Below are 25,833 nucleotides of genomic sequence, written 5' to 3'. Positions count from 1 at the left end.
AGTTCTGTCTAAAGTTTTAGTTTAACTTGTACTGAGGAAAATCTAATGTCCAAAATTGTTAAAGTCATCGGCCGTGAAATCATCGACTCACGCGGAAACCCAACTGTTGAAGCGGAAGTTCATCTGGAAGGTGGTTTTGTAGGTCTGGCTGCTGCGCCATCAGGAGCTTCTACTGGCTCTCGCGAAGCGCTGGAACTGCGTGACGGTGACAAATCCCGTTTTCTGGGCAAAGGCGTAACGAAAGCCGTTGCCGCTGTTAACGGCCCGATTGCTCAGGCTGTTGTGGGTAAAGACGCGAAAGATCAGGCGAACATCGACAAGATCATGATCGACCTGGATGGTACCGACAACAAATCCAAATTTGGTGCTAACGCCATTCTGGCTGTTTCTCTGGCTGCCGCTAAAGCTGCTGCTGCGTCAAAAGGCCTGCCGCTGTATGCTCACATCGCTGAACTGAACGGCACCCCAGGCAAATACTCTATGCCACTGCCAATGATGAACATCATCAACGGCGGCGAGCACGCAGATAACAACGTTGATATCCAAGAGTTCATGATTCAGCCTGTTGGCGCGAAAACCCTGAAAGAAGCTGTTCGTATGGGTTCTGAAGTGTTCCACAACCTGGCTAAAGTTCTGAAGTCTAAAGGCATGAGCACGGCTGTGGGTGACGAAGGTGGCTACGCGCCTAACCTGGGTTCCAACGCCGAAGCGCTGGCTGTTATCGCTGAAGCGGTAAAAGCGGCAGGCTACGAGCTGGGCAAAGACATCACGTTGGCGATGGACTGTGCAGCATCTGAATTCTACAAAGACGGTAAATACGTTCTGGCTGGCGAAGGCAACAAAGCGTTCACCTCTGAAGAATTCACTCACTTCCTGGAAGATCTGACTAAACAGTACCCAATCGTATCTATCGAAGACGGTCTGGACGAATCTGATTGGGCTGGCTTCGCGTACCAGACTAAAGTTCTGGGCGACAAAATCCAGCTGGTTGGTGACGATCTGTTCGTAACCAACACCAAGATCCTGAAAGAAGGTATCGAGAAAGGCATCGCTAACTCCATCCTGATCAAATTCAACCAGATCGGTTCTCTGACCGAAACGCTGGCTGCAATTAAAATGGCGAAAGATGCAGGCTACACGGCTGTTATCTCTCACCGTTCAGGCGAGACTGAAGATGCAACCATCGCTGACCTGGCAGTAGGTACAGCGGCTGGCCAGATCAAAACCGGTTCTATGAGCCGTTCTGACCGCGTTGCTAAATACAACCAGCTGATTCGTATCGAAGAAGCGCTGGGTGATGCTGCACCGTTCAACGGTCTGAAAGAAGTTAAAGGCCAGTAATTGCGTTTCTGGCGTATCAGGTCGCTGAGAAAACGGCCTGATATACGCCAACGTGATTAACCCTAAAAATCCAGAAGCGTGAAAACGTTTCTGGATTTTTTTATGGCAGACATCCTTGTCTGCCACCCTTCGGGCCGTTGCTGCGCAACGTTGAAAAACGCTTTCGACGGTTTTTATGCCGTATAGCACATCCAGTTTCTTGAATTTCTCTTCAATTACAGACAGTGCCACCTCCATCAACTAAACCCCTTCTTCTATCCTGTGATCGCCATAAGCTAACTACGGGTTTCGTTCAGCTAAAATCGGTTTTTATAAAATCTTTGACGCGGATCGCACCCATCTTCCCCATGTTGCCAGCGTGTGACGAGGGGTGGCAAAAGCGCAAAGGTTTTCACGATCGCCGGGCGCTACCGTAGCAGCGTGACACCTTCATAATTAAAAATGTTCGGAGAAGGATGGCGATGAAAATGCGTAAGATCGGTTTGGCTAACTATTTAGCTCTCTGCTGTTGTTGAGTTCTGGGCTGGCGTGCATTGGGCGCGGCGGAATCAACTACGTGCCGTGGAACACTTACATCGCCGATGTGGATGATGTGATCACCGCACAGCGTGCTGCGGGAAGAAACGCTGAAAATGCGCGAAGCCGGACGCCCTGTGCCGGAAAAGATTACGCCGCAGGCGCGGGCAACGGTCGAAATGCTGGCCGGTATGCCGTATGAATCGCTGTGGGGCAACAACAACATCGGCTACCTGAATCGCCATAAAGGCGACAAGCCGGTCACGCATGCCACGCAGTCGTAACTGTATTGAACTGTTAACTGATAACTCAATTGGATGAATGACTATGACCGTATTCAGTGTAAAACATAGCCCGCTTTTACGTCAGCCGGAACGCTTCATCTCCCGTGAGGATCTGAAGGCGCTGATTTGCCGCATCACCGACAATCTGGTGAATATTGAGGATAAAACCGGTGAGTTCTTGTTACGGCTGGACGATGGTCGGGTGATTGATACCAAAGGCTGGGCGGGCTGGGAATGGACGCACGGCATCGGGCTGTACGGGATTTACCAGTATTATCAGCAAACGGGCGACGAGCAGATGCGCGCCATCATCGACGACTGGTTTACTGCGCGTCTGGCGGAAGGCACGCCGACGAAGAATGTGAACACGGTGTGCCCGTTCCTGACGCTGGCTTATCGCTATGAAGAAACGGGCGATGCGCGCTGGTTGCCGTATCTGGAGCGTTGGGCAGAGTGGGTGATGTATGAAATGCCGCGTACGGACAAGCAGGGCTTGCAGCACATTGTTTATAACAACGAGAACCACCAGCAACTGTGGGACGACACGCTGATGATGAGCGTGCTGCCGCTGGCGAAAATCGGCAAGTTGTTAAACCGGCCGGAGTTTGTGGAAGAAGCCACGTATCAGTTCCTGTTGCATGTGCAATATTTGATGGATCGCGAAAGCGGTCTGTGGTTCCACGGCTGGACGTTCGAAGGGCAGCACAACTACGCGAAAGCGCGCTGGGCGCGTGGCAACAGCTGGCTGACCATCGTGATTCCTGAGTTTATCGAACTGCTGGATCTGCCGGAACACAATGCGACGCGCCGCTTCCTGTTGCAGGTGCTGGAAAGCCAGATTGAAGCACTGGCGAAATATCAGGATGACAGCGGTCTGTGGCACACGCTGATCGACGATCCGAATTCTTACCTTGAAAGCTCGGCAACCGCCGGTTTTGCCTACGGTATTTTGAAAGCGGTGCGCAAGCGCTATGTCGACCCGAGCTACGCGGAAGTCGCGGAGAAAGCGATTCGCGGCGTGATTAATCACGTTAATGAGGACGGCGAACTGACGCAGGTGTCATTCGGCACCGCGATGGGCAACGATCTGGATTTCTACCGCAACATCGCGCTGACCTCCATGCCGTACGGTCAGGCAATGGCGATTCTGTGTCTGGCGGAATACTTACGGGTGTATCTGTAACGGGTTAACATGAATGTTGTCTCTTAGTCATATTTATTATGCTGGCTAAGGGGCATGTTTCGTGCGCGATACTGCCGCTATTCATATGCGATACCGTATACGCGCCCGACGCAAGGTGGCTCAGTCGCCGCCACCCTGCGAACCCAGGCTTCCGGCTAAATTATGCCGCTACGCGGTGCCATCGGTGTTCCTGACCGCGATTCGAGCCGTCAGTGACGCGTTCCCGACGCGGCACTGACTTTCGCGGCATCCATGCCGCTCACTCGGCGGCCAAGCCCACCGCTGCATAATTTTTACGCCGGATAACGGCAAAACCCATAATTGCGTTCCATTCTGCCCCTTAGTTTTTGAGCCCCGCCATACTGTAATTCGCCGGGAGCCAGCGGTAACCGTTTGGTTTACCGTTAGCATCATACACGGCTTTGACCTGACCCAAACCGGGGAAGGAAATGTGTGCCGCACCAATCCATTCATTATTGCGCGCTGCCTCTGCCAGAATCGTTAAACGCGTTTCTGCGGCTTCATCCATATTGCGATCGAAATCGATCGTGGTCATGGGGCGAGGAAATTGCACGGCCTCGGCATGGATCGTATCGCCCCATAGTGTCAATTTCTGTCCATCACTTTCGATCTGATAAAGGCTATGCCCCGGCGTATGTCCCGGTGCTGGTATAGCGGTAATGCCGGGAAAAAGCTGCTGCTGGCCGGAGAAGGTTTTTAGCCTATGGGCGGCAATCACAGGTTGCAGTGAATCTTCAGATTGTCCGAACGTGTGTTTCTCGCTCTCCCGCACATGCGCGCTGTTGGCCGGATTGAGCCAGAAATCCGCATCCTTCTGGTTAACATAAACGGTGGCATTAGGGAAAACCAGCTTGCCGTCACGCGACACGCCGCCGGAATGGTCGGCATGAATATGGGTCAGCAGAACGGTATCGATCTTCTCGGGCGGATAGCCGGCGGCGCGCAGGTTGTCGGGTAATTTCCCTCCCAGTTTCCCAAACAACGGCCCGGCTCCCGTGTCTACCAGTATCAGCTGTTTGCCCGTATTGATGAGATACGCGTTAATGGAGGTCTCCACCTGCGGCTGGAGATTCTTTTGTGCCAGTAGATGTAGCATTTCCTCGTGGGGAATATGGGTGAGCAATTTATCCAGCGGAATGGTGACCGTACCGTCAGAAAGAGCGGTAATTTCAAACTGGCCTAGCATCATCCGATAATAGCCTGGTGCCTGCGTTCTTTGTTGAGGTACCGATTCTGCTTCGGCGATAAAGGACGCCCCTGCCGACAAAACCACGGGTAATAATGTCTGTTTCAGAAGATTCATTTTCATTGTGCACTCTTAGAAAGTGGCCCTGCTCGTCAGGGAGTGGAACGATTATTCTGCTAGCGGTACTATTGTTCAAATTGATTAATTTGATACTGACTATCATGGAAAATGATTTTTACGGCGTGGATTTAAACCTGCTGGTGACATTTCTGGTGCTGTATCGCGAGAAAAGTGTCTCCGCAGCGGCGGATAAGCTGCATTTGGGACAGCCTGCCGTGAGCGGGGCGCTGGCGCGTTTACGTACGCTGTTTGGCGATCCGCTGTTTATCCGTACGGGACAGGTGATGCGCCCGACGGCGCGTGCGGATTATCTGGCGACCCAGTTGTCACCCGTTTTTGAACACTTACAGTCGGTTCTGGGTGAGCCTGAGAGGTTTGATCCGCTGACCGATTCGCGCGTGATTACGCTGGGAATGACCGATTGGGTGGAAATCTGGTTGATGCCGCTGCTGCTGAAACGGCTCAAAACCCATGCTCCTTATTTACGTATCAACCTTGTGGCCACCGATCCGTTTTTGGATGTGGCACGTCTGGAAAATGACAGCATCGATCTGGTGGTGTCCGTCGCCAGTTCACAGGCAGGTTGGCTGAAGCAACAAGCCTTACTCTCGTCAGGATTCAGGGCGTTGTGGCATCCGCAGCAGCTTGATCTGCCGCGTCCTCTTTCTTTGACCGTATACAGCCATCAGCGTCATTTACTGGTGACCTACCGTGAACGTGCGCATGGCATTGTGGACGACATGTTGGAAAAGCAGGGAATGGCGCGGACAATTCATTACACCACGCCGCATTTCTCTGCTCTGCCGGGAATCTTGCAGCAAACGCCGTCAATCGCTACCGTACCGGAAAAGCTGGCGACACTGTGGTGTCAGCATTATGGCCTGATCGACAGCCCCGTACCGCTAGCGTTACCGACCTATACGCTCTCGGCGCTCTGGCATGCCAGACAGGACAGTAATCCGGCGATAACGTGGCTGTATGGGCAAATTGCTGAGGTGGTGGCAGAGCAAGGGACGGAACCGCCCCCTGCTTGAGTGACGGCAAGGAGATTATTGCGATAATCCTGCCACACTGTAATTCGCCGGAAGCCAGCGGTAGCCGTTGGTGGTGCCGTTGCGTTCCAGACGTGTACCCACGTGGCCGATGCCGGGGAAGGGCAGATGAGCGCCTGCAACCCAGTAACCCTGACTGGCGGCGTCGGCCAGCGTTTTATTACGGGATTCTGTCGCCTGATCCATATTTGAATCAAAGCTGATGGTGGTGGCCGGTAAGCTCATCTGTACCGCTTCCGCATGAATGATGTCTCCCCATGCCAGCAGTTTTTTGCCTTCGCTCTCAATCAGAAACGACGTATGCCCCGGCGTATGTCCCGGGCTTGGGATCGCGGTGACACCAGGCAACAGTGCTGTCTGCTGAGCTGGGAACGTTTTCAGCTTGTTCTCTTTGCGAATGGCATCAAAGGTACTTTGCACGCGTTGGAACGCGGCCTTTCTGCTCTCTGGCGCACTCTTCAGATTATCTGGGCTGAGCCAGAAGTCGGTTTCTGGCTGGCTGACATACACGGTAGCGTTCGGGTAGTTCAGCTTACTGTCCTGTACCAGACCACCAAAATGGTCGCCGTGCAGATGGGTCATCAATATGGTATCGACCTGCTCAGGCTTGTAGCCCGCCGCGATCAGGTTCGGCAGCACTTTTCCTACGGTAGGATTGCTTTGTTTGCCGTTGCCCGTGTCTATCAGAATCAGGTGTTTGCCGGTATTGACCAAATAGGCGTTGATGGAGGTTTCCACCTGCGGCGTCAGCGCTTTCTCTGCCAGCAGTTCAGTGATTTTTTCCGGTGGTGTCCTCTGCAACAGTTTATCCATCGGCATGGTGTTGGTGCCGTCAGACAGTGCCGTGATTTCGAACTGTCCGAGCATAATACGGTAATAGCCCGGCTGGGTTTTAATCTGCGCGATGTCCTGCGCCTGAGCAAATACAGGCACAAAGGCACATGAGACGAATAATAGGGCTAACGGTTTCAATAACTTCATTGATTCTTTTCCTTGTAAATAATGAGTAATGAAAGCAGGCGAAATTGTAACAACAGATCGATTATTGACGCATGGGGCGAATTACTCAACTGTCCCCGAACCGTATGTGTCCGCCAGATTTTCCACCGTATCACCGCCGTCCTGCAACGTGGAGGATTTAGGGTATAATGCCTTTTTAAGTGAACGAGACAGTGAAAAACATGCAGTACCCGATTAATGAAATATTCCAGACGTTACAGGGCGAAGGTTATTTTACCGGTGTGCCGGCGGTGTTTGTGCGCCTGCAAGGGTGCCCGGTCGGCTGTAGCTGGTGCGATACCAAACACACCTGGGACAAACTGGCAGAGCGGGAAACCTCATTGGATCAGGTGCTGGTAAAAACGGAAGAAAGCGATGCCTGGGGCGCGGCGACGGCGGAGGATATTCTGGCGCTGATGACGCAGCAAGGCTATACGGCGCGCCATATTGTGATCACGGGCGGTGAACCTTGCATCCACGATTTGGCACCGCTGACGCTACAGCTGGAAAAGCAGGGTTTCAGCTGTCAGATCGAAACCAGCGGTACGCACGATGTGCGCTGCTCGCCCAAAACCTGGGTGACGGTATCGCCGAAAGTAAATATGCGCGGTGGCATGAAGGTGCTCGATCAGGCGTTGCAACGGGCGGATGAGATCAAACACCCGGTGGCGCGTGAGCGTGACATTGAAGCGTTGGATGCGCTACTGGCGCGGCTTGATGATGATAAGCCGCGCATTATCGCGCTACAACCGATCAGCCAGAAAGACGATGCGACCAAACTGTGTATCGCGACCTGCATCGCCCGTAACTGGCGGCTGTCTATGCAGACACATAAGTACCTGAATATCGCCTGATATTTATCTACTGATGATAGCGGCTGATCGTCGCGGCGTGAGAGCAGGATGTTCATCGCGCCGCGGTGCCTCATTACTCGCCTTTATAGACGCAGCCAGCGGTGCACGTTTCTTTCACCATCACGGCGCTGAGCAGCGGTAATGTCGGCTTCAACTGATGCCAGATCCAGTGCGCCAGCACCTCGCTGGTTGGGTTTTCCAATCCAGGGATCTCATTCAGATAGTGGTGATCCAACCGTTCCCACGTCGGTTTGAACGCGGCTTTCAGCTCAGAGAAATCCATCACCCAGCCGGTATGCGGATCCACTTCACCGGTAATTTCCAGTCTCACCATGAAAGAGTGCCCATGCAGCCGCCCGCATTTGTGGCCTTCCGGCACGTGAGGCAAATGATGCGCGGCTTCAAACTGAAAATCTTTAAATAGCGTAGTGACCATAGCGAGGTTCCCGGTTTCGTTCTGAAAAAGGGGCTTTCAGAACACAGTATGCAAAAAACCGTCGCATACTACCCGAAAGCGCTTACTCTTCCAACTGCACTATCGTCGCGTGGCTCCAGCCGGAAGGCAGTGGTTCAGGGCGGTGGAACGTCATGTGGCTGGTGGTCAGGTTCACAACGCCACGCGCGAATAACGCAGGCATACCGCCAGGGTAGGCCTCAACGCCGAATGCACGTCCCGTTGTGGGATCGACCCGATAGGCATTATCCAGCCCCATACCCGTAGGGCGTTCCGGGTTGCAGGGCGGGCGTACATCGTACATGCCCTGTTCTGGCGAGTCGCTTTGCCGCTGTTCGAGGTGCACGGCATGGAAATGGACATCGCGAATGTAACCTACAGGCGTGCTGTGCAGGTTAATTGCCCCCTCGCTGATCCCTGCGATCTGAGAAAACTGTACCGCTTCGATCCGGCCCGGTTCGATAGCGGGATCGCGATAGCGTACGGAAATAAAGATCGGGTCAGCCTTGCCCCAATGGCACGGATGCGCAGCGACACAGTGGAACGTAATGTTGCTGAACTGTAGACGTCGGAACGTGCCGCCATCGCGGGAGATCAGGCCAATGGCTCGGTTGGTCTCGTAAATGGCACAGTTGCTGACAGAAATATCTTCAATATCGGCAAAGGTTTCGGTGCCGACCTTCAGGGCGCAGCTCTTGGATCGCAACAGACAATTGCTGATGATGACCTGCTGCACTTTACGTTGCAGATGGGGCGGCTTACGGGTGGTTTTGATGCACAGCGCATCATCAGCGGCGCTCAGCGAACAGTTACTGATTTGTACCTGCTGACAGCTGTCGAGATCCAGCGCATCGGTGTTCGCCATGCTCAGATCGTTATCAATGGTCAGACGCTCGACGATGATTTGACGACAGCTAACCAGATGCACGGTCCACATTGGGGCGTGCTCAATCGTAAAATCACACAGGCGAACGTGTTCGCAATCCTCAAAGACTACAATGCGTGGGCGATGTTGCGCAGGCAGGCGATAGCCCTGATCGTCGGGTTCCGCCGAGAAATAGGCGTCGGCATTTCCCATGATCTTACCCTGACCGCAGATCGTGACATTGCGTTGCTGATAAGCATAAAGAAATGCACGGTGCGACAGTTCGGCCATGCTGATGGTGGTGGCCTGCGTAAATTGCTCATAGTCACCGCTGACGATTAACTCTGCTCCCGCTTCCAACAGCAGGCAAAAATTGGACGGCAGCAGCAATCCTCCTAATAGATAGCGCCCTGGCTCGACCGTCAGGGTGCCGCCGCCCTGTGCCGCAATCCGATCGATAGCCTGTTGAAAGACGGCGGTATCTAGCGTGATGCCGTCGGCAGCGGGGGAGTATGACTGAATAGAGTGTTTCATCGTGTCATCCACGGTTTGCCATTAATGAATGGATTGCAGCACGTTTGCTGGTCTTTGGCTGCGCCTGTTGTGATGAAATCTGCGGAGGTTGGAGCGGGCTTCACAGCGTATGGCATGTGGCGTAAGAGAATGTGAAAGGCATAACGAAGAAGGTGAGGCGGTGTTTTATACGATGTGTGTTTCATCACGTTTTTACGCTGCTTTTCTCTTTTACCGCCCGCGCGGTGCAGTTTTGTTGTTTTTGTGTTTCTTATTTGTGAATTAAATCTCTTTTTAGTGTGGTGCGTCAGTTAATGATGTGAGGCACCTCCCTGCTGTGCCAGATAGCGCTCGAGTCGCGTGGTTGAAACGCCGACTAGCGCGACGCGGCCATCACCATTTCTTCCGCCAGTCCCGCAAATCACGCGTTTTCCCGCCATCGCGGCTGGCGCGACGAAAAGGGTTCTGCCTATCTTGTCAGGGTGAGGGATAGGTTGATTCCCAAAATGCCAGGCGGTTACGTACCCGACCCGCTTTCTCATCCACACACCACACCAGTACGCCAAACACACACAATAATAATGTCGTTGGGGGAAAAATGAGATTACTTGGACTGATTTTCATCGCCTTCTCTGCGCTCTGTTCCGTTGCGCAGGCTGCTGATCCAGTGGAATTACGCCTCTCCTGGTGGGGAGGAAACAGCCGTCATCAGGCGACGTTGACTGCGCTGGAAGCGTTTCAGAAAAAATATCCGCACATCAGCGTGAGGCCGGAATATACCGGCTGGGACGGGCACTTATCCCGTCTGACCACGCAGATTGCCAGCGGTGAAGAACCGGATGTCATGCAGGTAAACTGGAACTGGTTGCCGATTTTTTCCAAAACCGGTACTGGTTTTTATGACCTGAATAAGCTGACCGATACGCTGAAATTGCAGGATTTTCCCGAAGATGCACTAAAACCTGCAACAATTGACGGCAAAGTAAACGCGATTTCCACCTCGCTGAATGCGCTGGTGATGTATTACAACGCGGAAACCTGGAAGAAAGCCGGGCTACCGTATCCCACCACTTGGGATGAGCTGTTCCAGGCGGGCAAGGTATTTAAAGAGAAACTGGGCGATAACTATTTCCCCATCGCCTCGCCTGCACAGGACAGTGGTGAAGGATTACTGGAACTGCTCAACTATTACATGACGCAGAAATACCAGATTGGCATGATCGACGAAAAGAACAAACGCTTTAACTACAGTGATGCGCAATGGATCGAGGCATTTCGCTTCTATAAGCGTTTGATCGACGAACATGTGATGCCGTCCTCGAAGTATTACAATGCGTTCGGCAAAGTCGGGATGTATGAAACGCGTCCCTGGATTAATGGGGAATACGGCGGCGCTCATCTGTGGATTTCGGTTGTGAAGAAATACGCCGATCCGCTGGCGGCACCCGGCAAGCTCGAATTAGGGCCCTACATCATGACGCCGGGGTCGGATAATTCCGGGCAGTTCTTCAAACCCTCCATGCTGTTTGCTATCAGTAAAAATACCAAACATCCGAAAGAAGCGGCGCTGTTGCTGAACTATCTGATGAACGATCCTGAAGGCGCGCTGCTGATGGGCACCGAGCGCGGTATTCCGCTCAGCCGTATTGCCAGACAAGCGCTGGAGGAAAAGCAGAAGCTGGATACGAACGATCTGTCGGTTGTCGGATTATCACTGGCGCTGGAAAAACCGATGCAAACGCCCGTTTCCTCTTATCTTGAAGATCCTCAGCTTGCCAGCTTGATCCTGCAAACTATCGAACAGCTCGACTATGGCAAGAAGAGCGTGGAAGAATCGGCGAAAAACTTCAGCAATTCAGGCGAGCGCATTCTGAAGCGGGTGATTCGCTAAGCATTGACCAGAGAAGGTCGTTACTGACTAAGGTATTTTATTGGCCGGTGCGTTACGTCAGTTCAGCCAACTGCTGTTGCAGGCTATCGGCTAACGCGCGTGGACGCCCGGCATCAAACATCACATGCATGCTCACCGGGTACGCCCGGTGTTGCAGGCAGAAATCTTCCATCTCATGCCCGATCCCGTACAGCGCCTGAATATTGGTTTTGGCGATTTCCCGCAGCGTCCAGTTGTTCTCCACCTGTTTGCAGTAGTGCAACGTAAAGAAGGCTTTCTGCGCGTGAACAAAAGCGCGGCAATACAGCGTCAGGCCGCGCCATTCCTGCTGCCAGCGTTGCCTGAGCGCTTCTGGCATCGTGTGTTCACGAGAAAATTGCAGAGCGGCCTGCTGGCACTGCTCCGCCAGTTGCCACGCGGCATCTTTCTCTTTCGCGATGTGGTAGAGGTTCTGCGAAGCCAGCTCCGCATGCTGCGGATCGAACGTAATATCCTGACCAGAGCCCGGCAACCAGTGGTTACGATTGAGCTGACCGTACAGGCTCCAGATCGCCTGACCAAAGCTGGTTGGCAGCAGGCTGTGGCGATGAAACACGTGGTGGCGTGTGTACAGCGACAGGGAAATGGCCTGATGCGCCTGATCAAGCAAGGCTTGCATTGCGTGCAGCACCGCCTCATCCGGTTGCCACTCATAGCGTGTCATCAGCCATTGTGCAAACAGCGCACTTTCGTTGGTCGATGTGGTCTGGTGAGTGAGTAAACGGGAACAGGCGAACAGCGTAAATTCGCTGAGCGTGCCGATCACGCTGTGATTATCTACGCCCTCCCAACTGATACGACACAGTGCGCTGACAATGGCGGGATTTTTCTCCCGACACCACAGTAGCCGCCCTTGCACTTCGGTGTAGCGCAGGAAGGGGAGGTTACCCCAGCCGACTTCTTCCCCAGCCAAATCCAGCTCAACCCAGACTTCGCGTCCGCTGACATCCAGCAGCGCGGGGTTATTGGGAAACTCAGGCCAGAAGCGTTCCGGCGTGACTTTGATCGCGACAGAGACGGATTCCGGCAGCGTGCGAATGGCGTTCAGGACATTACCGATATCCTGATGGCTGGCGGGAAAGGCACGCAAGACCAGGTGGCGCTGATGGTAGTGCATCACGCGTGCGACGGCGGAGAAGAGGCGGTGATAGATCTGTTCGCTGTCGGCGTTGGTTGGCCAGTGCGTGGTGACGGGAACGACGCCGTTGATCTCATCGCCAGAAGGCGCGGAAAAGCGCAGCAGGCTATCGCTATTGGAGATCGCCAACAGCAGGCCGCTTAACCGCGGGATCTGCTGCATCAGCAGTTCGACTTTGGCGGCAAGGTAGTCGCACCAAAAATCGGTATCCATACGGAGGCTATGTTTGTCGTCCAGTAATTCCGGGTGATGGAGCAGTAAATCCGTAGGGAACGACAGCTCTTTGCATTGCAGATACAGCGCCAGCCCCTGTTCACGGCAGTGCGCCGCGACCTGATTCAGGTAAACACAGCGAGAACGTTGCTGGCTGCTGATGCGATCGTCAAAACGCGCGTTATTGTAGGCTTCTGGCGTGACCAGCTTATCCAGCAAATCTGCTGCGCCTAGCACCAGCGTATTGAAACCCTGTTCGCGGGCATAATCGATGACCGCAAGGACCTGTTGCCAATGCCAAATATCTTGCGTATTGAGTTCCAGCGCGCGCCGTTGCCACATCATTTTTCTCCCGTTGCCACTGGTATGAGTATCGCATTGATGTGCTATCGCAAAGGATAAATTCCTGGAGCGAACGCCAGAAATGTGAGCCTGTTCGCTAATGTCGATCGTGTAAGAGGTTGTTGGTGGGGCGGTTATTGTGGGGATGTCGATTATCGGCGGCATGATGACGCGTTCACCAGCCGACGTAGGGTGACAGAAATGAAGGATATCGGCTAAAAGCCTTCCAACAGCCTTAATTGGCTGAATGTGAGTGGCCGATAGAAGATATATCCTTGAATCCCAATGGGGTGGTATTTGTTTAACCTGTTCAAATCGGTCGCCTTCTCCACGCCTTCACAGATAATGTTTACGCCAAGAGGAATGAGTTTGTTTAATAAGACCTTTAGTTTTTGTGATTTTGTCTCTTCTTTACCGATGCCATCGATAATAGAGCGATCGATTTTTATGGTATCGAAGTCAAACAGGCTCAGGCTGTCTATTTGTAGATTTCCTGCGCCGAAGTCATCTAATGAAAGCATAAAGCCATATTTCTTGGCCTGATTTAAAAAGGGGATCCCGTCTATTAACTGCTGTCGGGTCGTTTTTTCACTGATCTCTATTTCTATATTCTTTGGGCTAACCTGATGCATGACGCATTTTTGGTATAACGTTTCCAGATAGGCAGAGTTATTAAACAGTAAATGTGAAAGATTGAATGATATTGTCATGCTGCTTTTGTTTTTTATTACCTGACAGACTACATCAAACATAAAGTCTGTCACTTTATCAATTGCTTTATACTTCTCTATTTTATCTATTGTTTGTTGAGTCGATATGAGCGTCCCTTCCGAATTATAAAACCTGGCGAGGGCTTCATAGCGGAATATTTTATTGTGAGGGAGATGGATGATAGGCTGGAACTCTGCGGTCAGCCTAAGAATTTTTCCATCAATATTCAATGTTGTTGTATTCATTTTACTGATTACTCACCCTCTCCATAGAAATAGGAATTCCATAGCTTTGCTCGTCTGGATTCTACACAGCAATTTGGAATAGTTGGAAATTGTTTAAAATGATCAATAATTCTCATTTGATAGTTATTGGCTATTGAATGAAAAATAATGATCGTTTAAATCTATGTTGTGATTGGTGTTTAATTCTTATTTTATTAATTTACTTGGTGCTTTAAATTGATTATTTTTGTTTAATTAGTGGTTAAGTTGTTTTTGTTTGAATTTAAATCAATCTGACAGTGGCGTGTGACCGTTGTGACTTCATAGCATCCTTGTTAGGATGATAAACGACGTTAAGATTGCCGTTTCGTAATCCTATCAGGAGGGAGAAAAACTCAGAATTGAATCTGGGTGATGTTCTACTCAGTAAGAATCAGCATTTAATTCCGTGTGAGCATTCATTTTATTAAAAAGAGAAGTCCTTTTTGGATTTTGGGGTATATCACCATCGCGTTAATAGGTAGATATTATAGTGGAACATTTTTCTCCTCCTCCCGCTAAAGTGATTAGCGCATTGCTGCAACATCCCTATGTGATGTCTATCTATGCCAAGGATATGCTATATGCATTAAAGGCTGACGTTGCGGAATTGAATCTGGATAAAAACCGTATTGTGTTGGCAGTAGAATATTCTGGTTCAGATATCGACAGATATCTTGCTGATGGTGGTTTGAATTTTGATTTGGAGGCGCTCAAAGGTACGGAGAACATCGAACGAGAAACTTACAGTCTGTGTAATATTTCTACGCAATTATTCAAGACGGACAGTATGTTTTATCGTCTGGAGTGTCGCCTGCCAGACTCGGTTTTCGTCACTGAAAACCGAGGGGCGATTCGTATTCCTTTTATTCTTGGCATGCAGGCTCGTGTCCGTATCGAAGTTTATATGCATACGCTTAACGTGCCTGGAACGCTGCGTAATTTATCGACCGGTGGTTGTCTGGTTGAAATCGATCTGGTGGAAAGTATTGCGATTGACGTCGGTCAGGATATTCCCGGCATTACGCTGGAGTTTCCTAACGGGGAAAGCTTTTATGCCGAAGGAAGAATCCGCCACATACGGCCCTTTGGGAATAATGGCTATGCGGCTGTCGGTATCCAGTTTATCAATTTGTCTTCATCCCAGTCTGAAGCCCTGCTTCATTATACGCATGAGTCGGAAAGAGAGGCGGCATATCGAACTGGCGTCACTGGCAGCATGGTGTATTCGTCCCCGTTGTTCATTCCGGGCAGCAAGGAGAAAAACCTCTTGCTGCGAGAAAGCCAGGAACGTGAGAAACGTACTCGCCAGACGCCTATGGAACGAGGCGTCATGGAGGTTGCCCATCGGCTTCAGATTGGGCTGATGTACATCAAAACGCGCAATCAACTGCCTGTTGAGATTTTCTATGACTGCGTCGACACCCTGATCTATATGGTCAAAAAAGAGAGAAAGGCTTTTCTGTATGCGCTGTCGTTCCTGCGCGATGAGGCGGATTGGGTCAGGCATGCGGTACAGGTTGCAGGGCGGCTGGCGGATATGCTGCTTCTTGCCGATCCGCACGATCCCCATGTGCGCGAGGCGGTGTTGGGCGCGTTACTCCACACGATGGGCAAGCCGCTGCTGGTTAACGCCCGTCTGCCATCGCTAAAGGTCAACATGAATCCGACGCAGAAAGCGATCCTTAGCGGCCATGTGGAAGTGTTGTGTGCGAAGTTACGTGAACTCGACTGGGCGATCAGCCCCACTTGCCGTGATGTGATTGAGAATGCTAACGAGCGTTTGGACGGAAGCGGCTATCCGCAAGGTAAACGCGCTGAACAATTGTCGCCTTTAGTCCGACTGGTCTCTGTAATCAAGGCGATTAATAAGCTCAGGCATGCGCGCAATGGCGTTTCGCCCCGCACACCATTGGCTGCCTACCGCAAAATCTATGAGGTGAACGCCGCCTATGACAAGGGCGTGTTGGTCAAATATGTCCAGATTTATGGTCTCTACCCGATAGGCAGTCTGGCGAAATATTCGGGAGGCTTCCTCGGGTGGGTAATGGATATTGATAGAAAGGGCCGACCTATTGCGGTACACCTCGTTAAGAACCTGCGCTTTCCTGATACCAATATCAGCAGCGTCGTCTCTAAAGGCGACTTGTTGCAGGTCGGCCAGCTCGAAAACATCGTGAATCCAGATGATTTCGGCATAAAAGTCCTGAAAATTTAACTCACATCCTGTCTGTATGGGGTTGCGTGGCAGCCCCGCTTTCTCGAATGCATTCTTACTGATATCGCCATGTAACGCGCGTGCCATCAGCCATAACACTTTAAGCAATAAGGATTATCAGAAAAACCATTTAGTCATTTTGGTTATTTAATATTTCCATCATTTCTTTAATTGTTAAGATGCAGATCGTTACCCTTATCCTCCATCCATCTTTTTATTGCATGTTTTTGTATTAGCGTCGTTGGCTAACTGCACAGGCACAAGGAAACAGACATCACAATGACTACTCCGGTTTCCCCCACTTCATTGCTTCCGCTGAGTGCGGAGCAATTAACGCGTTTACAGGCGGCAACCGGTGATTTCTCATCGACGCAGCTGGCCTGGCTATCCGGTTATTTCTGGGGGCTGGTTCAGCAGCCTGGGAATGTGCAGCCGGGGGCGATAACCGCCACGGCAACGACCGCCGCCGCAGTCACGGTGCCAGTACAAACGATCACACTGATCTCCGCCTCACAGACTGGCAATGCGCGCCGGGTCGCGGAACAGCTGCGTGACGATCTGCTGGCGGCCAAGCTGTCCGTCAATCTGGTCAATGCGGGTGATTACAAGTTTAAGCAAATCGGGCAGGAAAAACTGCTGTTGATCGTGACGTCGACGCAGGGGGAAGGGGAGCCGCCGGAAGAGGCGGTTGCGCTGCATAAGTTCCTGCTGTCCAAAAAAGCGCCGGCGCTGAAAGACACGGCATTTGCTGTGTTTGGTCTGGGTGATACCTCTTACGAATTCTTCAGCAAGGCAGGTAAGGATTTCGACAGCCGTCTGGCTGAGTTAGGCGCTGAACGTCTGCTGGATCGCGTTGATGCCGATGTGGATTATCAGGCGCTGGCCGAGCAATGGCGCCGTCAGTTAGTTGATATTTTGCAGGCACGTGTGCCGGTGCAGGGAACGGCGGTAGCACAGCTCGCTTCTCAAGGGGCACTGGATGAAATTACCAGCAGCCCATACAGCAAAGCGTCCCCGCTGCATGCCACGTTTGCGGTGAATCAGAAAGTCACCGGACGTAACTCCGAAAAAGATGTGCGCCATATTGAGATCGATCTCGGGGATTCCGGTTTGCGTTATCAGCCAGGTGACGCGCTGGGCGTGTGGTTTGATAACGATCCCACGTTGGTGCAGGAACTACTGGAGTTGCTGTGGCTGAAAGGTGATGAGTCTGTCAGCGTTGACGGCAAGACGCTGCCATTATCGCAGGCGCTGAAAAGCCACTTCGAGCTGACGCAGAACACGGCGCCGATCGTCGAGAAATATGCGGCACTGTCGCGCAATGAAACACTGCTGTCGCTGATAGCCGATAAACCTGCGCTGCAACAGTTTGCACAGCGTACGCCGCTGGTGGATATGGTGCGACAGGCACCGACTGAGCTGACGGCGGATCAACTGCTGGGTCTGCTGCGTCCGCTGACGCCGCGTCTTTATTCCATTGCCTCGTCGCAGGCGGAAGTCGAAAGCGAAGTACACATCACCGTTGGAGTGGTGCGCTACGACTACGAAGGGCGCGCGCGCGCGGGTGGCGCATCCAGCTATCTGGCCGACAGGCTGAGCGAAGACGATGAAATCCGCGTGTTCATCGAACATAACGATAACTTCCGTCTGCCTGCCAATTCCGACACGCCAGTTATCATGATTGGGCCAGGAACGGGGATTGCGCCATTCCGCGCGTTTATGCAGCAGCGCGATGCCGAAGGAGCCGGGGGGAAAAACTGGCTGTTCTTCGGTAACCCACACTTCACGGAAGATTTTCTGTATCAGGTTGAATGGCAGCGCTACGTTAAAGACGGTCTGCTGACCCATATCGATCTGGCCTGGTCACGCGATCAGGCACACAAGATCTATGTACAGGACAAACTGCGCGAAAAAGGCGCAGAAGTCTGGCGCTGGATTCAGGACGGGGCGCACCTGTATGTATGTGGTGATGCCAACCGTATGGCCAAAGACGTCGAGCAGGCGCTGTTGGATGTAATAGTTGAGCATGGCGGCATGGACAGTGAACAAGCCGATGAATTTTTAAGTGACCTGCGCCTTGAGCGCCGTTATCAGCGAGATGTGTACTAATGAGTGAAAAATACGTTTTCAGTGAAAAACACCCTGGTCCGTTGGTGGTAGAAGGGAAACTCGCTGATGCTGAGCGCATGAAGCTGGCAAGTCACTTTCTGCGCGGCACGATTGCTGAAGACCTGAATGATGGTCTGACTGGCGGCTTCAACGGCGATAACTTTCTGCTGATCCGCTTCCACGGGATGTATCAACAGGATGACCGTGATATTCGCGCTGAGCGTGCCGAACAGAAGCTGGAACCTCGCCATGCGATGATGTTGCGCTGCCGTTTACCCGGCGGGGTGATGACGCCGGAACAGTGGCTGGGAATCGATAAATTTGCCAGCGAAAGTACGCTGTACGGCAGTATTCGTATTACTAACCGTCAGACTTTTCAGTTTCACGGCATTCTGAAACCGAACGTGAAGCCAGTGCATCAACTGCTGAATCGTCTTGGGCTGGATGGACTGGCGACGGCAAACGATGTGAATCGTAACGTGCTGTGCACGTCCAACCCGGTGGAATCTGAGCTGCATCAGCAGGCGTACGAGTGGGCGAAAAAGATCTCTGAGCATTTGCTGCCGCGCACGCGCGCCTATGCCGAGATCTGGATGGATCAGGAAAAGGTCGCGACGACGGATGAAGAGCCGATTCTGGGGTCGACGTATCTGCCGCGTAAGTTCAAAACCACGGTGGTGATCCCGCCGCAGAATGATGTTGATCTGCACGCCAACGATCTTAACTTTATTGCGATTGCTGATAACGGCCGTCTGGTGGGCTTCAACGTGTTGGTGGGCGGTGGGCTTTCTATCGCCCACGGCGACAAAGAAACCTATCCGCGCACGGCCAGTGAGCTGGGCTATATCTCCGTTGAGCATACGCTGGCCATCGCCGAAGCGGTGGTGACGACGCAGCGCGATTGGGGTAACCGTACCAACCGTAAAAACGCGAAAACTAAATACACGCTGGAGCGTGTGGGTGTCGAGAACTTCAAGCAGGAAGTGGAAGCGCGTGCTGGTGTGAAATTTGACGCCGTACGTCCTTATGAATTCACCGGACGTGGCGATCGGATCGGCTGGGTAAAAGGTATCGACAATAAATGGCACCTGACGCTGTTTATCGAAAATGGCCGTATTCTGGATTATCCAGGGCGCCCGTTGAAAACGGGTCTGGCGGAAATCGCTAAAATCCATAAAGGGGATTTCCGCTTAACGGCGAACCAGAATTTGATCATCGCGGGCGTTCCTGCACGCAGTAAAGCGAAGATTGAGGCGCTGGCACGTGAACACGGTTTGATTGATGACGGCGTCAGCGAGCAGCGCAAGAATTCGATGGCCTGCGTGTCGTTCCCGACCTGTCCGCTGGCGATGGCGGAAGCAGAGCGTTTCCTGCCAGAGTTCGTCACAAAAGTGGAAGACATCATGCAGCAGCACGGCGTGGGGGATGAACATATCGTTCTGCGCGTCACGGGCTGCCCGAACGGCTGCGGCCGCGCGATGCTGGCGGAAATCGGTCTGGTGGGCAAAGCCGTGGGACGTTATAACCTGCACCTCGGTGGAAATCGCGAGGGAACACGTATTCCCCGCATGTATCGCGAAAACATTAATGAAACCGAGATCCTGGCAGAAATCGATCGGCTTATCGGGCTGTGGGCGCAGGATCGCCAGCCGAATGAAGGCTTTGGTGATTTCACCATTCGTACCAACATCATTAAACCGGTGCTGGATCCCGCCCGCGATTTTTATGACTGACAGGAGAGCCTGATGGCCGAATTTAATCTTGAGGCGCTCAACGCGTTACCGAAAGCGGAGCAGGCGGCAGCGCTCGCTGTCGTGAATGGTCAGCTTGAACAGCTGTCGGCGCAGGAAAGAGTGAGCTGGGCGCTGGAGAATCTGCCGGGCGACTATGTTTTGTCGTCCAGCTTCGGCATTCAGGCTGCGGTATCGCTGCATCTGGTGACGCAGCTGCGGCCGGATATTCCGGTCATTCTCACTGATACGGGCTATCTGTTTCCTGAAACCTATCAGTTTATTGATGCGCTGACGGAGCAGCTGAAGCTGAATCTGCAAGTGTTTCGCGCTGCTGAATCTCCGGCCTGGCAAGAGGCGCGCTACGGTAAGCTATGGGAACAGGGCGTGGAAGGCATCGAGCGCTACAACCAACTGAATAAAGTCGAGCCGATGAATCGGGCGCTGAGCGAATTAAAGGCGAAAACGTGGTTTGCTGGCCTGCGCCGCGAGCAGTCTGGCAGCCGGGGAGACTTGCCGGTGCTGGCGATTCAGCGTGGCGTCTTCAAATTCCTGCCGATTATCGATTGGGATAACCGCACGGTTTATCAGTATCTGAAAGAAAACGGCCTGAGCTATCACCCGCTCTGGGATCAGGGCTACCTGTCTGTTGGCGATACCCACACCACCCGCAAATGGGAACCGGGCATGAGCGAAGAGGAAACCCGCTTCTTCGGCCTGAAACGCGAATGTGGGCTGCACGAAGGGTGAACAGAAACCGGGCACCGCCCGGTTTTTTATCGCCTGAATAACGCTTGTGAACGTATTGTTATTCCATTACGGAACTTGTCATTCCAATTCGGCATTTCATAAGTGTTCTGTCCTCACCGTATAGTCGCATTATCTACTTTTTTGCTTAGTTAAGGCGATTGTGAACTATCTCCCTATATTTGCCGATCTTCGTCAGCGTCCGGTACTGGTTGTCGGCGGCGGCGAGGTTGCTACGCGCAAAATCGATCTACTGCAACGCGCGGGTGCGGAGGTAAAAATTGTCGCGCAGGCACTGGCTGAACCGTTGGCTGTGCAACATCAGGCTGGGCAGATTGAATGGCTGGCGCAGACGTTTACGCCAGAGCTGTTATCCGGCGTGTTTCTGGTGATTGCCGCAACGGATGACGCTGAGCTGAATGCCGCGGTGTTTGAGGCGGCGAATCAGCGTCATTTGCTGGTGAACGTGGTGGACGATCAGCCAAAGTGTTCGTTTATTTTTCCTTCGATTGTCGATCGTTCTCCGCTGGTGGTGGCGATTTCCTCCGGCGGTCAGGCGCCCGTACTGGCGCGTTTGCTGCGTGAAAAACTGGAATCCTTACTGCCGACCAGTCTGGGCACGATGGCAGACATCGCCGGAAGTTGGCGTGACAGAATTAAAACCCGACTGCATTCGATGCCGGCACGCCGTCGTTTTTGGGAGCGGCTATTTGTTGGACGCTTCGCTTCGCTGGTGTCCGCTGGGCAGTTGGCGCAGGCCGAAGATGAACTGCAACAGCAACTGGTTAATCAGCAAGACGAGCAGCAACTGCCCGCGGCAGCACGTGGTGAAGTGGCGCTGGTTGGCGCAGGCCCCGGCGATGCTGGGCTGCTGACGCTGCGTGGATTACAAGTGATGCAGCAGGCGGACGTGGTGCTGTATGACCATCTGGTCAGCCCCGACGTGCTTGATCTGGTGCGCCGCGATGCCGAACGCATCTGCGTCGGAAAGCGCGCCAGTGCCCATTCGCTCCCGCAGGATGAGATTAATCAGCTATTGGTGACGCTGGCGCAAGAAGGTAAGCGGGTAGTGCGTCTGAAAGGCGGCGATCCCTTTATTTTTGGCCGCGGCGGTGAAGAGTTGCAGGCGGTGGCGCAGGCTGGCATCACGTTTCAGGTGGTGCCCGGTGTGACGGCTGCGGCGGGCGTCACAGCGTATGCGGGGATCCCGTTAACGCACCGTGACTACGCACAAAGCGTGCTTTTTATTACTGGCCACTGCCGTCCGGATGGCGATGAACTGGACTGGTCAACGCTGGCGCGCGGGCGTCAGACGCTGGCGATTTATATGGGAACGATGAAAGCTGCGGAAATTGCACAGCAGCTTATCGCGCATGGCCGCTCATCACAGACCCCTGTCGCGGTAATCAGCCGTGGCACTCGACACGATCAGCAGGTGCAAATTGGTACGCTGCACGAGTTAGAACATTTGGCACGGCAAGCGCCGACTCCGGCGCTGCTGGTGATTGGCGAGGTGGTGGATTTACACCATCAGATTGCCTGGTTTGGTCAGACAACGCCGACGGTGCCGCAAGACAGCCGCCCAGCGGTAGTAAACTTGGCTTAAGGAAAGGGTATGGACGAGAAACGACTCACGCATTTACGGCAGCTTGAAGCCGAAAGCATTCACATCATCCGCGAAGTGGCGGCCGAGTTCAGTAATCCGGTGATGATGTACTCCATCGGTAAAGACTCTTCGGTGATGCTGCATCTGGCGCGCAAGGCGTTCTATCCGGGTTCGCTGCCTTTCCCGCTGCTGCACGTTGATACCGGTTGGAAATTTCGTGAAATGTACGAATTCCGCGACCGGACGGCGAAGGCCTACGGCTGTGAGCTGTTGGTACACCGTAACCCGCAGGGCGAAGCATTGGGGATTAACCCTTTTGTACACGGCAGCGCCAAGCATACCGACATCATGAAAACCGAAGGGCTGAAGCAGGCGCTGGATAAATACGGTTTTGATGCCGCGTTTGGCGGCGCGCGTCGTGATGAAGAAAAATCGCGTGCCAAAGAGCGCATTTACTCCTTCCGCGACCGTTTCCACCGTTGGGATCCGAAGAACCAACGCCCGGAACTGTGGCATAACTACAATGGCCAGATTAACAAAGGCGAAAGCATCCGCGTTTTCCCGCTCTCCAACTGGACCGAACTGGATATCTGGCAATACATCTATCTGGAAAACATCGAGATTGTCCCACTCTATCTGGCCGCGCCACGCCCGGTGCTAGAGCGCGATGGCATGTTGCTGATGGTGGATGACGATCGTATCGACCTGCAACCGGGTGAAGTTATCGAACAACGCATGGTTCGTTTCCGCACGCTAGGCTGCTGGCCGCTGACGGGCGCGGTGGCATCCGAGGCGCAGACGCTGCCGGAAATCATCGAAGAGATGCTGGTTTCCACTACCAGCGAGCGTCAGGGAAGGGTAATTGACCGCGATCAGGCCGGTTCAATGGAACTGAAAAAGCGTCAAGGGTATTTCTGAGGAATCGTCGAATGAGCCAAATTTCGTTAAAAGACACAGCCGCAGAAAATGGGGCTGAGAAAGATGCTGTTGCCATCAACAATGCGATTGCACAGCAGATCGCCGAGCAGGGCGGTGTGGAAGCGTATTTGCACGCACAGCAGGATAAAACGCTGCTGCGTTTCCTGACCTGCGGCAGCGTCGACGATGGAAAAAGTACGCTGATTGGCCGTTTACTACATGATACGCGCCAAATTTATGAAGATCAGCTCAGCACGCTGCACAATGACAGCAAGCGTCTGGGGACGCAGGGTGAAAAACTGGATCTGGCGCTGCTGGTCGACGGGCTTCAGGCCGAACGCGAGCAGGGCATCACGATTGACGTGGCCTACCGCTATTTTTCGACGGAAAAGCGCAAATTCATCATCGCTGATACGCCGGGACACGAGCAGTACACGCGCAACATGGCGACCGGTGCATCGACCTGCGAACTGGCGATTCTGCTGATTGACGCTCGCAAAGGTGTATTGGATCAAACCCGTCGTCACAGCTTTATTGCGACCCTGCTGGGGATTCGCGATCTGGTGGTGGCGGTGAATAAAATGGATCTGGTTGATTATCAGCAAGCGGTATTTGAGCAGTTTAAGCAGGATTATCTGGATTTTGCCCAGCAACTGCCTGCCGATCTGAATATCACCTTTGTGCCGATTTCCGCGCTGGATGGCGACAATGTCGCCACGCCAAGCACGACGATGAGCTGGTATACCGGCCCGACGTTGTTAGGTGTGTTAGAAACGGTAAATGTGGCGCAGCGTAGCCTCGAACAGCCAATGCGCTTCCCGGTGCAGTATGTTAACCGTCCGAATCTGGATTTCCGCGGCTATGCGGGTACGCTGGCCTCCGGCATTATCCGCGTCGGGCAACGGGTCAAGGTGCTGCCGTCTGGCGTGGAATCTACCGTTAGCCGTATTGTGACTTTTGATGGTGATTTACCGCAGGCACAGGCGGGAGAAGCGATTACGCTGGTGCTGGCGGACGAGATTGACATTAGCCGTGGCGATCTGCTGGTCGATAGCAGTGAATCACTGAAAGCAGTGCAGCATGCGTTGGTGGATGTCGTCTGGATGGCGGAGCAGCCGCTGGTGCCGGGACAGAGCTACGACATCAAGATTGGCGGTAAAAAAACGCGTGCCCGAGTCGAGAATATTCAGTATCAGGTTGAGATTAATACGCTAACGCAGCGCGTCGCGGAGAACCTGCCGCTGAATGGCATCGGTTCGGTTGAGCTGATTTTTGATGAGCCGCTGGTGCTGGACAACTATCAGCACAACGCGGTGACGGGCGGGATGATCTTTATCGATCGTCTGAGCAACGTCACGGTAGGCGCGGGTCTGGTACGGGAACCTATCGAGCAGGTGTATCAGGAGCCGGGCGCGTACAGTGCGTTTGAGCTGGAACTGAATGCGCTGGTGCGTCGTCACTTCCCGCATTGGGGTGCACGCGACCTGCTGGGGGGCAAATAACGTGTCTTTACGCGATGAACCGACTGACGAGAACGTCGTCTGGCATGCGCACGATGTCACCCGTGAGTCGCGCGAGAAGTTGCATGGTCATCAGGGCGTGGTTATCTGGTTTACCGGGCTGTCAGGTTCCGGTAAATCCACGTTGGCGGGAGCGCTGGAGCAGGCGCTACACGCTCGCGGCGTCAGCACTTACCTGCTGGATGGCGACAACGTCCGGCACGGTTTGTGCCGGGATTTGGGCTTTACCGACGACGATCGGCGCGAGAATATTCGCCGCGTGGGTGAGGTCGCCAAACTGATGGTGGATGCCGGTCTGGTGGTCCTGACCGCGTTTATCTCGCCGCACCGCGCCGAGCGTAAAATGGTGCAGGATTTACTGGGTGAAGGGCAATTCATTGAAGTCTTCGTCGATACGCCGTTAGCGACCTGTGAAGCGCGCGATCCTAAAGGGTTGTATAAAAAAGCCCGTGCGGGAGAACTGCGTAATTTCACGGGGATCGACTCGGCGTATGAAGCGCCGGACGCGCCCGATAGTCACCTGGATGGTGAACAATTAGTAACAAATTTGACAGGCCAATTGTTAGATCTGCTTGGCAAGCGAGCTATTATCAAGCTCTGACATCCCCGCTTTTTTTCACCGCGCTGTTGGGTGATGCAGGGGAAGAATGGGAAAGATTATGCAAAATGCCACGCAGTTAACGATTAGCAAGACTCGGCCAGCGCAAGAAGAGGATGACGGCGTTTCCTACCTGTTTATGGGGGCGGTGACGGGGTTCTCCTTCTATTGGTTGGCCTTTAGCATTCCCTTTCTGGTATACGGCTCCAATACCACGTTTTTCTTCATGCTCTACACCTGGCCGTTCTTTCTGGCGCTGATGCCGTTTTCGGTGCTGGTTGGCGTCGGGTTTAGTTTTTTGCTGAGAGGCTATATTTTTTATACGCTTTTTGCGACGGGGCTGACGGTGATCTGTCTGTTCTGGCTGGTGTTTTCTTTTCTAACGGGGTGGTAAAAGAACAG

General features: G+C 53.0%; 21 protein-coding genes and 1 pseudogene. 15 read left to right on the top strand and 7 right to left on the bottom strand.

The window, feature by feature from the left end:
* Nucleotides 1-45 precede the first annotated feature (45 nt).
* The 3 genes and pseudogenes from eno (at nucleotide 46) to NAL19_RS16995 (ending at nucleotide 3,324) form a co-directional block, all read left to right on the top strand.
* Complete coding sequence (gene eno / locus NAL19_RS17005) at nucleotides 46-1,341, top strand: phosphopyruvate hydratase (RefSeq protein WP_180741677.1); 1,296 nt, start codon at nucleotides 46-48, stop codon at nucleotides 1,339-1,341.
* A 499-nt stretch (nucleotides 1,342-1,840) separates the two neighbouring features.
* Nucleotides 1,841-2,141, top strand: a pseudogene (locus NAL19_RS17000) (hypothetical protein); the annotation flags it as partial.
* 43 nt (nucleotides 2,142-2,184) lie between these two features.
* Nucleotides 2,185-3,324 carry a glycoside hydrolase family 105 protein gene (locus NAL19_RS16995; protein WP_263057954.1) on the top strand — a complete coding sequence of 380 codons (1,140 nt, stop codon included), beginning with the start codon at nucleotides 2,185-2,187 and terminating at the stop codon, nucleotides 3,322-3,324.
* Between the two features lie 340 nt (nucleotides 3,325-3,664).
* On the opposite strand, the gene NAL19_RS16990 is transcribed toward NAL19_RS16995, so the two are convergent.
* The gene (locus NAL19_RS16990) at nucleotides 3,665-4,654 is read right to left on the bottom strand and encodes an MBL fold metallo-hydrolase (RefSeq protein ID WP_263057953.1); all 990 of its coding nucleotides are present in this window, start codon (nucleotides 4,652-4,654) and stop codon (nucleotides 3,665-3,667) included.
* Between the two features lie 98 nt (nucleotides 4,655-4,752).
* On the opposite strand from NAL19_RS16990, the gene NAL19_RS16985 reads away from it, so the two are divergent.
* Nucleotides 4,753-5,685 (top strand): LysR family transcriptional regulator, encoded by a 933-nt coding sequence (locus tag NAL19_RS16985; protein ID WP_263057952.1) that lies wholly within the window; start codon nucleotides 4,753-4,755, stop codon nucleotides 5,683-5,685.
* A 15-nt stretch (nucleotides 5,686-5,700) separates the two neighbouring features.
* Here the strand turns inward: NAL19_RS16985 and NAL19_RS16980 are convergent, their stop codons facing one another.
* The gene (locus NAL19_RS16980; RefSeq protein WP_263057951.1) at nucleotides 5,701-6,684 is read right to left on the bottom strand and encodes an MBL fold metallo-hydrolase; all 984 of its coding nucleotides are present in this window, start codon (nucleotides 6,682-6,684) and stop codon (nucleotides 5,701-5,703) included.
* 200 nt (nucleotides 6,685-6,884) lie between these two features.
* Here NAL19_RS16980 and queE point away from each other — a divergent pair, with 200 nt between their 5' ends.
* On the top strand, nucleotides 6,885-7,556 hold the full coding sequence (gene queE / locus NAL19_RS16975) for a 7-carboxy-7-deazaguanine synthase QueE (protein WP_263057950.1): 672 nt from the start codon (nucleotides 6,885-6,887) through the stop codon (nucleotides 7,554-7,556).
* Nucleotides 7,557-7,629: 73 nt separating this feature from the next.
* On the opposite strand, the gene queD is transcribed toward queE, so the two are convergent.
* The 3 genes from queD to NAL19_RS16960 all read right to left on the bottom strand — a co-directional run bounded on the left by queD (nucleotide 7,630) and on the right by NAL19_RS16960 (nucleotide 9,930).
* Nucleotides 7,630-7,992 (bottom strand): 6-carboxytetrahydropterin synthase QueD, encoded by a 363-nt coding sequence (gene queD / locus NAL19_RS16970; protein WP_015841518.1) that lies wholly within the window; start codon nucleotides 7,990-7,992, stop codon nucleotides 7,630-7,632.
* A gap of 82 nt (nucleotides 7,993-8,074) precedes the next feature.
* Nucleotides 8,075-9,409: a glycoside hydrolase family 28 protein gene (locus tag NAL19_RS16965; RefSeq protein WP_263057949.1), complete on the bottom strand. Its 1,335-nt coding sequence runs from the start codon at nucleotides 9,407-9,409 to the stop codon at nucleotides 8,075-8,077.
* A 290-nt stretch (nucleotides 9,410-9,699) separates the two neighbouring features.
* Nucleotides 9,700-9,930, bottom strand: a complete 231-nt coding sequence (locus NAL19_RS16960) for a hypothetical protein (protein ID WP_263057948.1) — start codon at nucleotides 9,928-9,930, stop codon at nucleotides 9,700-9,702.
* Between the two features lie 56 nt (nucleotides 9,931-9,986).
* On the opposite strand from NAL19_RS16960, the gene NAL19_RS16955 reads away from it, so the two are divergent.
* The gene (locus NAL19_RS16955; RefSeq protein ID WP_225085613.1) at nucleotides 9,987-11,279 is read left to right on the top strand and encodes an ABC transporter substrate-binding protein; all 1,293 of its coding nucleotides are present in this window, start codon (nucleotides 9,987-9,989) and stop codon (nucleotides 11,277-11,279) included.
* 52 nt (nucleotides 11,280-11,331) lie between these two features.
* On the opposite strand, the gene NAL19_RS16950 is transcribed toward NAL19_RS16955, so the two are convergent.
* Both NAL19_RS16950 and NAL19_RS16945 read right to left on the bottom strand, forming a co-directional pair.
* The gene (locus tag NAL19_RS16950) at nucleotides 11,332-13,011 is read right to left on the bottom strand and encodes a hypothetical protein (protein ID WP_225088214.1); all 1,680 of its coding nucleotides are present in this window, start codon (nucleotides 13,009-13,011) and stop codon (nucleotides 11,332-11,334) included.
* Nucleotides 13,012-13,226: 215 nt separating this feature from the next.
* The gene (locus NAL19_RS16945; protein ID WP_225085612.1) at nucleotides 13,227-13,967 is read right to left on the bottom strand and encodes an EAL domain-containing protein; all 741 of its coding nucleotides are present in this window, start codon (nucleotides 13,965-13,967) and stop codon (nucleotides 13,227-13,229) included.
* A 511-nt stretch (nucleotides 13,968-14,478) separates the two neighbouring features.
* On the opposite strand from NAL19_RS16945, the gene NAL19_RS16940 reads away from it, so the two are divergent.
* The 9 genes from NAL19_RS16940 to NAL19_RS16900 all read left to right on the top strand — a co-directional run bounded on the left by NAL19_RS16940 (nucleotide 14,479) and on the right by NAL19_RS16900 (nucleotide 25,825).
* On the top strand, nucleotides 14,479-16,203 hold the full coding sequence (locus NAL19_RS16940) for a PilZ domain-containing protein (protein ID WP_263057947.1): 1,725 nt from the start codon (nucleotides 14,479-14,481) through the stop codon (nucleotides 16,201-16,203).
* Nucleotides 16,204-16,482: 279 nt separating this feature from the next.
* A complete protein-coding gene (gene cysJ / locus NAL19_RS16935) occupies nucleotides 16,483-18,312 on the top strand; it encodes an NADPH-dependent assimilatory sulfite reductase flavoprotein subunit (RefSeq protein ID WP_263057946.1) in 1,830 nt (609 codons plus the stop codon).
* Nucleotides 18,312-20,045, top strand: a complete 1,734-nt coding sequence (cysI, locus tag NAL19_RS16930) for an assimilatory sulfite reductase (NADPH) hemoprotein subunit (protein WP_263057945.1) — start codon at nucleotides 18,312-18,314, stop codon at nucleotides 20,043-20,045. The genes cysJ and cysI overlap by 1 nt, the downstream gene beginning before the upstream one ends.
* Before the next feature lie 12 nt (nucleotides 20,046-20,057).
* A complete protein-coding gene (locus NAL19_RS16925; RefSeq protein WP_263057944.1) occupies nucleotides 20,058-20,792 on the top strand; it encodes a phosphoadenylyl-sulfate reductase in 735 nt (244 codons plus the stop codon).
* Nucleotides 20,793-20,952: 160 nt separating this feature from the next.
* Nucleotides 20,953-22,395 carry a siroheme synthase CysG gene (gene cysG / locus NAL19_RS16920; protein ID WP_225085607.1) on the top strand — a complete coding sequence of 481 codons (1,443 nt, stop codon included), beginning with the start codon at nucleotides 20,953-20,955 and terminating at the stop codon, nucleotides 22,393-22,395.
* 9 nt (nucleotides 22,396-22,404) lie between these two features.
* Nucleotides 22,405-23,313, top strand: a complete 909-nt coding sequence (gene cysD, locus NAL19_RS16915) for a sulfate adenylyltransferase subunit CysD (protein ID WP_180741696.1) — start codon at nucleotides 22,405-22,407, stop codon at nucleotides 23,311-23,313.
* 74 nt (nucleotides 23,314-23,387) lie between these two features.
* Nucleotides 23,388-24,815 (top strand): sulfate adenylyltransferase subunit CysN, encoded by a 1,428-nt coding sequence (gene cysN, locus NAL19_RS16910; protein ID WP_411561442.1) that lies wholly within the window; start codon nucleotides 23,388-23,390, stop codon nucleotides 24,813-24,815.
* Nucleotides 24,754-25,434 (top strand): adenylyl-sulfate kinase, encoded by a 681-nt coding sequence (gene cysC / locus NAL19_RS16905; RefSeq protein ID WP_263057942.1) that lies wholly within the window; start codon nucleotides 24,754-24,756, stop codon nucleotides 25,432-25,434. The genes cysN and cysC overlap by 62 nt, the downstream gene beginning before the upstream one ends.
* Nucleotides 25,435-25,480: 46 nt before the next feature.
* Complete coding sequence (locus tag NAL19_RS16900) at nucleotides 25,481-25,825, top strand: DUF3561 family protein (RefSeq protein ID WP_205559389.1); 345 nt, start codon at nucleotides 25,481-25,483, stop codon at nucleotides 25,823-25,825.
* The last annotated feature ends 8 nt before the right edge of the window (nucleotides 25,826-25,833 follow it).

Origin of the sequence: Pectobacterium sp. F1-1, from assembly GCF_025643735.1 — a bacterium.
In the GTDB taxonomy this organism is placed as follows: Bacteria; Pseudomonadota; Gammaproteobacteria; order Enterobacterales; family Enterobacteriaceae; genus Pectobacterium; species Pectobacterium colocasium.
This window is presented reverse-complemented; position numbering and strand designations above follow the sequence as displayed.

What these genes read in the sequence shown, in the direction of transcription:
- eno (WP_180741677.1), top strand. Translation starts at nt 46, where the DNA reads ATGTCCAAAATTGTTAAAGTCATCGGCCGTGAAATCATCGACTCACGC.
- NAL19_RS16995 (WP_263057954.1), top strand. Translation starts at nt 2,185, where the DNA reads ATGACCGTATTCAGTGTAAAACATAGCCCGCTTTTACGTCAGCCGGAA.
- NAL19_RS16990 (WP_263057953.1), bottom strand. Translation starts at nt 4,654, where the DNA reads ATGAAAATGAATCTTCTGAAACAGACATTATTACCCGTGGTTTTGTCG.
- NAL19_RS16985 (WP_263057952.1), top strand. Translation starts at nt 4,753, where the DNA reads ATGGAAAATGATTTTTACGGCGTGGATTTAAACCTGCTGGTGACATTT.
- NAL19_RS16980 (WP_263057951.1), bottom strand. Translation starts at nt 6,684, where the DNA reads ATGAAGTTATTGAAACCGTTAGCCCTATTATTCGTCTCATGTGCCTTT.
- queE (WP_263057950.1), top strand. Translation starts at nt 6,885, where the DNA reads ATGCAGTACCCGATTAATGAAATATTCCAGACGTTACAGGGCGAAGGT.
- queD (WP_015841518.1), bottom strand. Translation starts at nt 7,992, where the DNA reads ATGGTCACTACGCTATTTAAAGATTTTCAGTTTGAAGCCGCGCATCAT.
- NAL19_RS16965 (WP_263057949.1), bottom strand. Translation starts at nt 9,409, where the DNA reads ATGAAACACTCTATTCAGTCATACTCCCCCGCTGCCGACGGCATCACG.
- NAL19_RS16960 (WP_263057948.1), bottom strand. Translation starts at nt 9,930, where the DNA reads ATGAGAAAGCGGGTCGGGTACGTAACCGCCTGGCATTTTGGGAATCAA.
- NAL19_RS16955 (WP_225085613.1), top strand. Translation starts at nt 9,987, where the DNA reads ATGAGATTACTTGGACTGATTTTCATCGCCTTCTCTGCGCTCTGTTCC.
- NAL19_RS16950 (WP_225088214.1), bottom strand. Translation starts at nt 13,011, where the DNA reads ATGTGGCAACGGCGCGCGCTGGAACTCAATACGCAAGATATTTGGCAT.
- NAL19_RS16945 (WP_225085612.1), bottom strand. Translation starts at nt 13,967, where the DNA reads ATGAATACAACAACATTGAATATTGATGGAAAAATTCTTAGGCTGACC.
- cysJ (WP_263057946.1), top strand. Translation starts at nt 16,483, where the DNA reads ATGACTACTCCGGTTTCCCCCACTTCATTGCTTCCGCTGAGTGCGGAG.
- cysI (WP_263057945.1), top strand. Translation starts at nt 18,312, where the DNA reads ATGAGTGAAAAATACGTTTTCAGTGAAAAACACCCTGGTCCGTTGGTG.
- NAL19_RS16925 (WP_263057944.1), top strand. Translation starts at nt 20,058, where the DNA reads ATGGCCGAATTTAATCTTGAGGCGCTCAACGCGTTACCGAAAGCGGAG.
- cysD (WP_180741696.1), top strand. Translation starts at nt 22,405, where the DNA reads ATGGACGAGAAACGACTCACGCATTTACGGCAGCTTGAAGCCGAAAGC.
- cysC (WP_263057942.1), top strand. Translation starts at nt 24,754, where the DNA reads ATGCGCTGGTGCGTCGTCACTTCCCGCATTGGGGTGCACGCGACCTGC.
- NAL19_RS16900 (WP_205559389.1), top strand. Translation starts at nt 25,481, where the DNA reads ATGGGAAAGATTATGCAAAATGCCACGCAGTTAACGATTAGCAAGACT.